The following is a 12,108-nucleotide window of genomic DNA, read 5'->3' as shown; positions in this document are numbered from 1 at the left end:
GGGATCGGTTATAACAATCATTGTATTGATAGTGGGTGCTAACTGACTTAATAATTATTGTTGTGAATGTTTGTCACGTCATTCATTCCTGAACTGAGGCATTTCATTCCGTTCTGATGGCATTTCATGCCGTTTTCCCCCTGGCATAAAATGCACTTCGTTATGGTTGTCAGCAGAGAATTTTCCTTTTTATTAATGCAGGAATACTGCCATGACACCTTCAAACTATCAGCGTACCCGCTGGCTGACACTCATTGGTACTATCATTACCCAGTTTGCATTGGGTTCGGTTTATACCTGGAGCCTGTTTAACGGCGCGCTTTCCGCCAAGCTGGATGCTCCGATAAGCCAGGTCGCTTTCTCCTTTGGCCTGTTGAGTCTGGGACTGGCTATCTCATCTTCTGTGGCTGGTAAGTTGCAGGAACGTTTTGGCGTAAAACGCGTCACTATGGCGTCCGGCATTTTACTGGGGCTGGGTTTCTTCCTTACCGCGCATTCCAACAGTCTGATGATGCTGTGGTTGAGCGCTGGTGTGCTGGTCGGTCTGGCAGATGGCGCGGGTTACCTGCTGACGCTCTCTAACTGCGTGAAGTGGTTCCCGGAGCGTAAAGGTTTGATCTCCGCGTTCGCCATTGGTTCCTATGGTTTGGGTAGCCTGGGATTCAAATTTATCGACTCGCATCTGCTGGAGACGGTCGGCCTGGAAAAAACCTTTCTGATTTGGGGCGCGATTGTGCTGGTGATGATTGTCTTTGGCGCAACCTTAATGAAAGACGCGCCGAAGCAGGAAGTCAAAACCCATAATGGCGTGGTGGAAAATGATTTCACTCTGGCAGAGTCGATGCGTAAACCGCAATACTGGATGCTGGCGGTGATGTTCCTGACCGCCTGTATGAGCGGTTTGTATGTCATTGGTGTGGCGAAAGATATCGCCCAGAGCCTGGCGCATCTTGATGCAGTATCAGCAGCTAACGCAGTGACGGTTATTTCTATTGCTAACCTTTCTGGTCGTCTGGTGCTGGGCATTCTGTCTGACAAAATTGCCCGTATTCGTGTCATCACCATTGGTCAGGTGATTTCGCTGGTGGGTATGGCAGCGCTGTTGTTTGCTCCACTCAATGCGCTGACATTCTTTGCGGCGATTGCCTGTGTGGCCTTTAACTTCGGTGGCACCATTACCGTCTTCCCGTCACTGGTTAGTGAGTTCTTCGGGCTTAATAACCTGGCGAAAAACTACGGTGTGATTTACCTCGGGTTTGGTATCGGTAGTATTTGCGGCTCGATTATCGCCTCACTGTTTGGCGGCTTCTATGTAACCTTCTACGTCATTTTCGCCTTGCTGATTATTTCGCTGGCGCTTTCAACGACCATTCGCCAGCCAGGGCAGAAGGTGTTGTATGAGGCTCACATATAAATAAATGACACTATTGATGAATGAAGAGGGGTGACTATCCCCTCTTTTTTTTTGCATATGAACGTATCGAAATAAATTAATAGTCTCTATAATATTGTTTGTATGAATATTCCCATGAAATTATATTGATAGTTTGCATTAATATATTCCTAAAAAAACAAAATGACTTTTTATGCTAAAGCATAACCATATGATTATAATCACAATTCATAAAGTGCCTTACTATTAATATTTTTATATATTTAATTTTCTTTTCCACATTTATTCGTATAATCCCGCCTTCAAAATTGATGTTTTTTGAATCATCAATGTTTGCATTTACTGTGATTTTTATAAATGGAGTTTTTCATGAAAAAGGTTATTTTTGCCTTGTCCGCACTGGCATTAACTTCTGGTTCAGTCTTCGCTGCTGATTCTGGTGATGGTACCGTTAAATTTACTGGTGAAATCGTAGACGCAGCTTGCGTACTGTCTGTTGATTCTCAGAACCAGGAAGTTGTTCTGGGACAGGTTCAAAAATCTGTGTTTAAAGCAATAGGCGATAAATCTCCATCTAAACCTTTTGAAATTAAACTGGAAGATTGCGATATCACTACGCTGAAAAAGGTGAAAGTTGGTTTCAGCGGTGTGGGCGATGCGGACAAACCTGAGTTAATTTCTGTAAGTACTGAATCTGGTGCAGCAAAAGGCGTCGGTATTGGTATTTATGACAACAGTAATACTCTGGTTCCAATGAATACCGGAAATACTACTGCTGATCTGAAAAAAGGCCAGACAGTTCTCTACTTCACTGCAAACTACGTTTCTACTCTGGCAACAGTTAGTACTGGTTACGGCAACGCTCAGGTTGATTTCGACCTGTCCTACGAGTAATCGTCAGCTTTCATGTATGGTGGTGGATTATCCCCGCCATACATGGTCAATAATTCATGGATAGAATGATGAAAAGCAAAATTATTGCGTTGGCTGTTTCTACGTTAATCTCCCAGACTTCTCTGGCGAGTGGGGTTGCATTAAGTTCTACCCGCGTGATTTATGACGGCAGCAAGAAAGAAGCCTCTCTGACAGTACAAAATAAAAGCAAAAATGAAGAATTCCTTATCCAGTCATGGGTTGATGATGTTGCTGGCAACAAAAAAACACCTTTTATCATTACTCCACCATTATTTAAACTCGATCCTGAAAAAAACAATATCCTTCGTATTGTAAATGTTAATCCATCATTACCTCAGGACCGTGAATCAGTTTACTGGGTCAATGTTAAAGCGATTCCCTCAAAAAGTGATGATAGTGAAGGTAAAAATGTGCTGCAAATTGCAGTGCGTACACGTATAAAACTTTTTTATCGCCCGGAAGGACTAAAGGGAGATATTAAATCTGCACCCGGTGAGATGCGTTTTACACGAAACGGTAATCAAATAAAAGTAGATAATCCATCCGTTTATAATCTTACATTTAACCAGCTTTTTGTTAATGGCCACGAAATTGAAAAATCCGGTATGGTGCCTGCAAAAGGTTCATTGAATATTAACTTACCCGCCGGAGTAAATGTGGTGTCTCAAATAAAATATAATACCATTAATGATTTTGGATCATCAGGTGAACTGTTGATCCGAGATATTCGTTAATATTTTCAGGGGAATCTTTTTAATGTCACGGCAGGCTGTCTCGCGTACATATTACTCTCTGCCCTTCTCTGTTTCTGTGCTGGCGCTTACGGTTGCCAGTACGTTTTCTGCGATGGCTGGTAAGTTTAACCCGCGTTTTTTGGAAGACACTGCTGGAGTTAGCCAGCATGTTGATCTCTCTATGTACGAGTCTGACCGTGGTGCACAATTGCCTGGTACATACCGTGTTACTGTTTTTGTGAATGAACAAAAAATGGAAACACGTACCCTTGAATTTAAGGCGGCAACTGAATCTCAACGTAAAATTATGGGTGAATCCCTTATACCTTGCTTGAGCCGGACGCAGTTAGCGGATATGGGTGTGCGTGTAGATAGTTTTCCTGCACTGAATCTTATGCCAGCAGAAGCCTGTGTGGCATTTGATGAAATTATTCCTCATGCAACCAGTCATTTTGATTTTAATGAGCAAAAGCTGGTAATGAGTTTTCCGCAAGCGGCAATGCACCAGGTTGCGCGTGGTACTGTACCAGAATCCCGTTGGGATGATGGCGTTCCAGCCCTATTACTTGATTACAGCTTCAGCGGTAGCAACAATTCGTATGATGTAAAAGACTATCGCAGCTACGTTGATGAAAATGGAAATCATCGACAGGATGATAATGAGAGTAGTCAAACGAGCGAGAGCTACTATCTGAGCCTGCGAAGTGGTTTGAACCTTGGCGCGTGGCGTCTGCGTAATTACAGTAACTGGAGCTACAGTGGCGGTGAAAAGAACTGGGATAATATTGGCACTTATTTAACGCGGTCGATTGTTCCACTGAAAGCACAAATTACATTAGGCGATACAGCCACACCCTCGGATATTTTTGATAGTGTGCAGATGAGGGGGGCGTTACTGGCATCCGATGATGAAATGCTGCCAGACAGTCAACGGGGATTTGCCCCTGTAGTGCGTGGTATTGCGAAAAGTAACGCGGAAGTTAGTATTGAACAAAATGGTTATGTTATTTACCGAACATTTGTTCAGCCCGGTGCATTCGAAATAAATGATCTCTATCCTACAGCCAACAGCGGTGATTTAACGGTTATTATTAAAGAAGCTGATGGTAGCGAACAACGATTTATTCAACCATTCTCTTCTGTCGCTATTTTCCAGCGTGAAGGACATCTAAAATATAGTCTCGCTGCCGGGGAATATCGCGCAGGTAATTATAACAGTGACCGCCCACATTTTGGGCAGTTTAATACCATGTATGGTTTACCGTTTGGCATGACGGCTTATGGCGGAGCATTGATCTCTGAAGAATATAATGCTTTTGCGTTGGGGCTGGGGAAAAACTTTGGTTCTATTGGGGCTATATCAGTAGATATCACGCAGGCAAAAAGCACATTACAAGATGACTCGACCGATCAAGGACAATCTTATCGTTTCCTTTACTCAAAAAGTTTTGCCAGTGGTACTGATTTCCGTCTGTTAGGTTATAAATATTCAACAAGTGGATTTTATACTTTCCAGGAGGCAACGGATGTGCGTAGCGGTGCCGATAGTGATTACAGCCGTTACCATAAACGTAGTGAAATTCAGGGTAACCTGACACAGCAATTGGGGACCTATGGGTCGGTGTATTTCAACATGACTCAACAGGATTACTGGAACGATAATGGTAAGCGCCTTTCCCTATCGACAGGGTACAATGGTCGTATTGGTCGCGTAAATTACAGTATTGCTTACAGTTGGAATAAGAGTCCTGAATGGGATGAGAACGATCAGCTGTGGTCGTTTAATATTTCGATTCCGTTGGGTCGCGCATGGAGTAACTACCGCGTTACCACTGATCAGGATGGTCGAACCACGCAGCAATTAGGCGTAAGCGGCACACTTCTGGAAGATCACAACCTTAATTACAATATTCAGGAAGGGTATTCAAGTAATGGTGTTGGTAATAGCGGTAATGCCAGCCTGGGCTACCAGGGCGGCGCCGGGAATATCAGCCTGGGTTATAGCTATGGCAAAGATTATCAGCAGGTTAACTACAGCCTTCGTGGTGGTCTGGTGGCACACAGTGAAGGGGTCACGCTTTCTCAACCACTAGGTGAAACAATTGGCATCGTTTCAGCACCTGGTGGTAGGGGGGCTAAAGTATTAAATAGCAGCAGCGTGAGTATCGACTGGCAAGGAAATGCGATAGTGCCTTATCTGAGTATCTATCGTGAGAATGATGTATCTATACGCAGTGAAACGCTGAGTGACAGTGTGGATATCAGTAACGCATTCCAGACGGTAGTGCCAACGCGCGGTGCTGTAGTGCGGGCGCGTTTCGATACCCGTGTGGGATATCGCGTTCTGATGGCTCTAACACAGAAAAATGGCATGAATGTACCTTTTGGTGCAACGGCAACACTGGTGTCAGACAAGAGTGAGCAACCTGGTAGTATTGTCGGTGAAGAGGGACAGTTATACATCAGCGGGATGCCTGAAGAGGGGCAAGTGAAGGTTGTGTGGGGTAAAGCAGCTTCTCAGCAATGTGTTGCAAAATATACCCTACCAATTGAGCAAAAAATTTCCAGGATTATTTCTGTTACAGCAAACTGCCAGTAACCAGGGAGGGATAAGATGATGAAGCTATTAAAGCTATTATTTTCAGCAATTATGATGTTTTCAGCTTTTAATGCGATGGCTGCTGATTGGGGACCATGTACATCGACTTCAGGTGTTCATGATTACCCGGTCAATTTTGATATTGATATTATGGATGCCAGCAAAAATAAAGCGGGCACTGAATTAAAATTAATTTACTCATGGGCTGGTGTTGGGCAGCCTTTTAGTTTTATTTGTGAGTGCCCTGATACTTATAAGACGGAAAAAGATACACTAATTAAAGTCGAGAGTAATTTATCTAAGGCAACGCGAAAAATAAACAGTGAGCAATACTACCGGTTAACCGAAGAGCTGGAAGTGATGACAATGATTCAAGGGCCAAATATGTTATTTCATGTGCCAGGGAATAATACGCAGGTTCCTAATTTAAATAACTCATCTCAAGATTGTGTGGGAAAAAATTTAGGTCAGTTTGGTAGTAGTGGTTATTTGTCTTTTTATATTGCAAAACCTGTTCAGGGTGAAGTTGAAATACCCTATACACAAATTGCAACATTATATGCATCAAAGAAGAAAAACACCTATAGGGACCCACTTTCTACCGTCAGTATTGCAGGGAAATTACGTTTCTCACAAGGTTGTAAAATTAATGCGGGAACTGTGCTGGATGTCCCCTTTGGTGAATTTTCACCTTCCGCATTTAGAAATAAACGAGGTGCTATGCCGGACGGTGGAACGGAGAAAGAAATTGATCTCCAGTTTGATTGTGAGAATATTGCTAATGGAATCCAGGTTTCTCTAAGGATTGAAGGCTCATCAAACCTGGCAGATTCTCGGGCCATCGATATGGGGAACCCGGATATTGGTGTATTGGTGAAAGATCCAAACGGTAATATCCTGAAACCTAATGATGCAAATAGCAGTACAAACTTAACTCTGGGTCAGAATGATTCCCAACAGCATCGCGCAGCGACAATTAAGTTAAAAGCGGAACCCATTAGCACGACAGGAAATGCTCCTGCGACTGGACAATACAGTGGTGTTGCGACGATTTTTCTGGATATGGAGTAATAGCAATGCGAAGGAATATATTACTCGTTTTATTACCGCTTTTAGCCCTGACAAGCTGTATCAATGTAGAAGCTAAAACCAGCTTGGGTGAAGTAGGAAAGCTGACATTTTCTCTTGCTGTTGTGGCAAAAGGATGTGAGTTTGAGTCATCTGATCTGGAAGTTGATATGGGGAAAATGACACTGACAAAGCCAATCTCGGTTGGACAGGTTTTAAAAGAACGCAATTTCGCGATCAGTTTAAAAGATTGCGATGGCACCGCGAAGGCTAAAGTCACAATGGATGGGCTTCCCGATGCGAGTGACTCTTCCCTTTTTGCCCTTGATCCTGGAGGCGCGGCGGGCGTTGCCCTCAAAATTGTTGATGGTAAGGGTACACAACAAATTCCGAAGGTGGCTGGTGGGGCAGAGATTGAGTGGCCTGTGACTGGTGCTACATCACAGCTTGATTACGTCGCGAGTTATGTGGTGGTGAATGCTAACGCAACATCCGGCATTGCAAATGCATTGGTCAACTTTTCTGTAGAGTACGAATGATCCCTTGCGCTTTCTATGTTCACTAAAGAGGCGGGCCTTCTGTAAAAATGCTCAATGCTTATTGCTATAGATGGCCAACCTGATGCAGACAACCTGAGTTTTTTTGCTCTGAAGGGTGCCATTTAAATGGTCCTTTTAAGCGTTCAATTTACAAAAAGTATCCTTTCATACTTGTATTTTTGTAAATTTGTGCTTCATGTACACTCTTTCCCCACACTTTTTCCTTTTGCTGTGGTTTACTTGTCTGCGTGTGCAGATTTTCTTTATCTGACAACCTCCGCACTTTTCCCCTGCCTGGCCTGAAAAGCTATTATGCAGGGTGTTATCACCTGTTTTTCCAGGGTTTGTTTGCATGAGATATATCAAAACGATAACGCAGCAAAAGCTAAGCTTTTTGCTCGCTGTCTATATCGGTCTGTTTATGAATTGCGCAGTCTATTTCCGTCGGTTCGATGGTTATGCGCATAATTTTACTTTTCTTAATGGTGTATCGGCGGTTATCGAACTGGCCGGTACTGTCCTGGCTACCTTCTTCTTTTTACGCTTAATTTCACTCTTCGGCAGAACAGTCTGGAAAGTGTTGGCCTCGTTGCTGGTGCTGGTCTCTGCCGGAGCCAGCTACTACATGACATTTATGAACGTCATGATTGGCTATGGGATTGTCGCTTCGGTGATGACTACCGATATCGATTTGTCGAAAGAAGTAGTTGGCTGGTCGCTTATCGCATGGATTGTACTGGTGAGTATTATCCCGTTGATACTTATCTGGATGAACCGCTCACAAGACACCTTCTGGCGTCAGCTTTGTACACCGAAAACACGTTGGCGTAGTGCGCTTACCGTGCTGCTGGCGGGTCTACTGGTATGGGGACCTATCCGTCTGATGGACGTCGCTCAAAAGCGTGCAGACCGCATGGCTGGGGTGGATATGCCAAGTTATGGTGGGGTGCTGGCGAACTCGTATTTACCTTCGAACTGGCTTTCTGCGTTGGGGCTGTACGCCTGGGCACAGGTGGATGAATCTTCAGATAATCGTTCGTTGATGAATCCGGCGAAAAAATTCACTTATACCCCGACGCAAAATCTCGACGACACCTATGTAATTTTTATTATTGGTGAAACCACGCGTTGGGATCATATGGGGATGCTGGGCTACGAGCGTGATACCACGCCGAAGCTGGCAAAAGAGAAAAATCTGGTGATGTACCGTGGTTATTCTTGTGATACCGCGACTAAATTATCACTACGCTGTATGTTTGTCCGCGAAGGCGGAACGGAAGATAACCCACAACGTACGCTCAAAGAGCAGAACGTATTCGCAGTTCTCAAGCAGTTAGGCTTTAGCTCGGATTTGTACGCCATGCAGAGCGAGATGTGGTTCTACAGCAATACCATGGCTGACAACATTGCCTATCGTGAGCAAATTGCGGCTGAGCCACGTAACCGCGGGAAAGCGGTGGACGATATGTTGCTGGTCAATGAAATCGAGCGTTCTCTGGAGAAAAAGCCAGAAGGCAAGCATCTGATTGTGCTGCATACCAAAGGGTCGCACTACAACTATACTCAGCGTTATCCCCGTCAGTTTGCCCAGTGGAAACCAGAGTGCTATGCAGTTGATCGTAAATGTCCACGAGCACCGATGATTAACTCATACGATAACTCTATAACCTACGTTGATCATTTTATCGACACAGTGATTGACAAATTCCGCGATAAGAAAGCTATTATTTTCTACGCGGCGGATCACGGTGAGTCGATTAACGAGCGCGAACACTTGCATGGTACACCACGCGAATATGCACCGCCGGAACAGTTCCGTGTACCGATGATGGTCTGGATGTCGGATAAATATCTGGAAAATCCGGCCAACGCGCAGGCATTTGCACAGTTGAAAAAAGAAGCGGAAATGAAAGTACCGCGCCGCCATGTAGAGCTGTACGATACCATCATGGGCTGCCTTGGTTATACTTCACCGGACGGTGGCATTAACGAAAACAACAACTGGTGTCATATCCCGCAGGCGAAGGACGTTGCAGCCAACTAAATGGTCTGCCGACTTTCTCACCGATCAAAAGGCATTTTGCTATTAAGGGATTGACGAGGGCGTATCTGCGCAGTAAGATGCGCCCCGCATTCGGTGATTGGCGCAGCCTGGTAGCGCACTTCGTTCGGGACGAAGGGGTCGGAGGTTCGAATCCTCTATCACCGACCAATTTAGAAAAACCAGCCTACGGGCTGGTTTTTTGCTTTCTGCGGTTTGAAGAGGATGAGAACCTCCGGGGGCAGAAAGGTTCGACTCAAGCGAAGCGAGAGAACGTTGCGCCAGCAACGGCCCGCAGGGCAAGCCACGAAGTGGCGAGTAATCCTCTATCACCGACCAAATTCGAAAAGCCTGCTCAACGAGCAGGCTTTTTTGCATTTGTGCCCGCTCGAACTCAGGCCAGATAAGCCGCGCCAGCGTCGCATCAGGCAAATGTGTCAGCCCATTGTCGGATGCGGCGTAAACGCTTTATCCAATCTACACACCACGCATTTCACTGCCAAATTTGCGCCCCATATCTCACTATCCATTAACGGATTTGTGACATATTCCATTGTCTTTTTTTATATTTGCTTAAATCTTTTCTTGCGTTACTTATGGCTGGCGCTGGCATTTTCCGCTGTGCGCTTTAACGTTCGCGGTATTAATCGCTCAGATAACCACCATTCCATCAGATTTTTTTCATTATCTGCCTAAAACTTAATCACCAGTTGTTGCGAAATATTAAGGTGATTGTTCTGGTTATGTTGGCATAGCACAAATTTCTCTGCTGCAAATAGCCTTGCGAAGTTTTTTTAATCTTTGTTTGTGGAATCTCACCGTTGTTGTAAATCCCGGTTGGCTGTATTGACGTTTTCACATTCTGTTGACAGATTGTAGGTCATGAGGGGCATTTTATGGAGGATCCGCACTGTTACACTGATGTAAATAAGTACGGCATCCCCACCTCTTTACGTTGACCCGACCGGGCAAAAAACAAAAAAGGTCAGGCAGCGACAACCCACTGCAAAGGGTTAAAACAACAAACATCACAATTGGAGCAGAATAATGCGTATTTCCTTGAAAAAGTCAGGGATGCTGAAGCTTGGTCTCAGCCTGGTGGCTATGACCGTTGCAGCAAGTGTTCAGGCTAAAACTCTGGTTTATTGTTCAGAAGGTTCTCCGGAAGGGTTTAACCCGCAACTGTTTACCTCTGGCACCACCTATGACGCCTCTTCTGTACCGCTTTATAACCGCCTGGTTGAATTTAAAATCGGCACCACCGAAGTGATCCCCGCCCTCGCTGAAAAGTGGGAAGTCAGCGACGACGGTAAAACCTATACTTTCCATCTGCGTAAAGGTGTGAAGTGGCACGACAACAAAGAATTTAAACCGACGCGTGAACTGAACGCCGATGACGTGGTGTTCTCGTTCGATCGTCAGAAAAATGCGCAAAACCCGTACCATAAAGTTTCTGGCGGCAGCTACGAATACTTCGAAGGCATGGGCTTGCCGGAGCTGATCAGCGAAGTGAAAAAGGTGGATGACAACACCGTTCAGTTCGTGCTGACTCGCCCGGAAGCGCCGTTCCTGGCTGACCTGGCAATGGACTTCGCCTCTATTCTGTCAAAAGAATATGCTGACGCGATGATGAAAGCCGGTACGCCGGAAAAACTGGACCTCAACCCAATCGGCACCGGCCCGTTCCAGTTACAGCAGTATCAAAAAGACTCCCGTATTCGTTACAAAGCGTTTGATGGCTACTGGGGCACCAAACCGCAGATCGACACGCTGGTCTTCTCTATTACCCCTGACGCTTCCGTGCGTTACGCTAAGTTGCAGAAGAACGAATGCCAGGTGATGCCGTACCCGAACCCGGCAGATATCGCCCGCATGAAGCAGGATAAATCCATCAACCTGATGGAGATGCCGGGGCTGAACGTTGGCTACCTCTCGTATAACGTGCAGAAAAAACCACTGGATGACGTGAAAGTTCGCCAGGCATTGACCTACGCGGTGAACAAAGACGCGATCATCAAAGCGGTTTATCAGGGCGCTGGCGTGGCAGCAAAAAACCTGATCCCACCAACTATGTGGGGCTATAACGACGACGTTCAGGACTACACCTACGATCCAGAAAAGGCGAAAGCTTTGCTGAAAGAAGCGGGTCTGGAAAAAGGCTTCTCCATCGATCTGTGGGCAATGCCAGTACAACGTCCGTATAACCCGAATGCTCGTCGCATGGCAGAGATGATTCAGGCTGACTGGGCGAAAGTGGGCGTACAGGCCAAAATCGTCACTTACGAATGGGGTGAGTACCTCAAGCGTGCAAAAGATGGCGAGCACCAGACAGTAATGATGGGCTGGACTGGCGACAATGGGGACCCGGATAACTTCTTCGCCACCCTGTTTAGCTGCGCTGCTTCTGAACAAGGCTCTAACTACTCAAAATGGTGCTACAAACCGTTTGAAGATCTGATTCAACCGGCGCGTGCTACCGACGACCACAACAAACGTGTTGAACTGTATAAACAAGCGCAGGTGGTCATGCACGATCAGGCTCCGGCACTGATCATCGCTCACTCCACCGTGTTTGAACCGGTACGTAAAGAAGTTAAAGGCTATGTGGTTGATCCATTAGGCAAACATCACTTCGAAAACGTCTCTATTGAATAATTAAAAGCCATACGAGACTGATGACAAACGCAAAACTGCCTGATGCGCTCCGCTCATCAGGCCTACGAGAATTTTGCAATGCATTGAGTTTGCAAGATTTTGTAGGCCGGATAAGGCGTTAACGGCGCATCCGGCATGAACAAAGCGCACTTTGTCAACAATCT

8 protein-coding genes, 1 tRNA gene and 1 other RNA gene are annotated in these 12,108 nt (G+C 45.5%); all 10 read left to right on the top strand.

Going from position 1 to position 12,108, the window contains the following annotated elements:
- The first annotated feature begins 211 nt into the window (after window positions 1-211).
- The 10 genes from A31E_RS05415 (at window position 212) to dppA (ending at window position 11,944) form a co-directional block, all read left to right on the top strand.
- Window positions 212-1,414 carry an L-lactate MFS transporter gene (locus A31E_RS05415; protein ID WP_016249335.1) on the top strand — a complete coding sequence of 401 codons (1,203 nt, stop codon included), beginning with the start codon at window positions 212-214 and terminating at the stop codon, window positions 1,412-1,414.
- A gap of 348 nt (window positions 1,415-1,762) precedes the next feature.
- Entirely contained in the window at window positions 1,763-2,287 is a 525-nt protein-coding gene (lpfA, locus tag A31E_RS05420; protein WP_016249334.1) for a long polar fimbrial major subunit LpfA, read from the top strand.
- A gap of 68 nt (window positions 2,288-2,355) precedes the next feature.
- On the top strand, window positions 2,356-3,042 hold the full coding sequence (lpfB, locus tag A31E_RS05425) for a long polar fimbrial biogenesis chaperone LpfB (protein ID WP_016249333.1): 687 nt from the start codon (window positions 2,356-2,358) through the stop codon (window positions 3,040-3,042).
- Between the two features lie 22 nt (window positions 3,043-3,064).
- Complete coding sequence (lpfC, locus tag A31E_RS05430; protein ID WP_016249332.1) at window positions 3,065-5,641, top strand: outer membrane usher protein LpfC; 2,577 nt, start codon at window positions 3,065-3,067, stop codon at window positions 5,639-5,641.
- Window positions 5,642-5,656: 15 nt separating this feature from the next.
- The gene (locus tag A31E_RS05435; protein WP_016249331.1) at window positions 5,657-6,712 is read left to right on the top strand and encodes a fimbrial protein; all 1,056 of its coding nucleotides are present in this window, start codon (window positions 5,657-5,659) and stop codon (window positions 6,710-6,712) included.
- Between the two features lie 5 nt (window positions 6,713-6,717).
- Entirely contained in the window at window positions 6,718-7,248 is a 531-nt protein-coding gene (lpfE, locus tag A31E_RS05440) for a long polar fimbrial protein LpfE (RefSeq protein ID WP_016249330.1), read from the top strand.
- Between the two features lie 352 nt (window positions 7,249-7,600).
- Window positions 7,601-9,292 carry a kdo(2)-lipid A phosphoethanolamine 7''-transferase gene (gene eptB / locus A31E_RS05445; protein WP_001269273.1) on the top strand — a complete coding sequence of 564 codons (1,692 nt, stop codon included), beginning with the start codon at window positions 7,601-7,603 and terminating at the stop codon, window positions 9,290-9,292.
- 91 nt (window positions 9,293-9,383) lie between these two features.
- Window positions 9,384-9,460: transfer RNA gene (locus tag A31E_RS05450), tRNA-Pro, on the top strand.
- Window positions 9,461-9,493: 33 nt separating this feature from the next.
- A non-coding RNA gene (locus A31E_RS24675) (RtT sRNA) lies at window positions 9,494-9,628 on the top strand.
- A 708-nt stretch (window positions 9,629-10,336) separates the two neighbouring features.
- Window positions 10,337-11,944 carry a dipeptide ABC transporter substrate-binding protein DppA gene (dppA, locus tag A31E_RS05455; protein ID WP_001222864.1) on the top strand — a complete coding sequence of 536 codons (1,608 nt, stop codon included), beginning with the start codon at window positions 10,337-10,339 and terminating at the stop codon, window positions 11,942-11,944.
- Window positions 11,945-12,108 lie beyond the last annotated feature (164 nt).

Source organism: Escherichia sp. KTE159 (assembly GCF_000408805.1).
Classification (GTDB): Bacteria; Pseudomonadota; Gammaproteobacteria; order Enterobacterales; family Enterobacteriaceae; genus Escherichia; species Escherichia marmotae.
This window is presented reverse-complemented; position numbering and strand designations above follow the sequence as displayed.

Excerpts from the sequence above, each read along its gene's own strand:
- A31E_RS05415 (WP_016249335.1), top strand. The coding sequence starts at position 212 with ATGACACCTTCAAACTATCAGCGTACCCGCTGGCTGACACTCATTGGT.
- lpfA (WP_016249334.1), top strand. The coding sequence starts at position 1,763 with ATGAAAAAGGTTATTTTTGCCTTGTCCGCACTGGCATTAACTTCTGGT.
- lpfB (WP_016249333.1), top strand. The coding sequence starts at position 2,356 with ATGAAAAGCAAAATTATTGCGTTGGCTGTTTCTACGTTAATCTCCCAG.
- lpfC (WP_016249332.1), top strand. The coding sequence starts at position 3,065 with ATGTCACGGCAGGCTGTCTCGCGTACATATTACTCTCTGCCCTTCTCT.
- A31E_RS05435 (WP_016249331.1), top strand. The coding sequence starts at position 5,657 with ATGATGAAGCTATTAAAGCTATTATTTTCAGCAATTATGATGTTTTCA.
- lpfE (WP_016249330.1), top strand. The coding sequence starts at position 6,718 with ATGCGAAGGAATATATTACTCGTTTTATTACCGCTTTTAGCCCTGACA.
- eptB (WP_001269273.1), top strand. The coding sequence starts at position 7,601 with ATGAGATATATCAAAACGATAACGCAGCAAAAGCTAAGCTTTTTGCTC.
- dppA (WP_001222864.1), top strand. The coding sequence starts at position 10,337 with ATGCGTATTTCCTTGAAAAAGTCAGGGATGCTGAAGCTTGGTCTCAGC.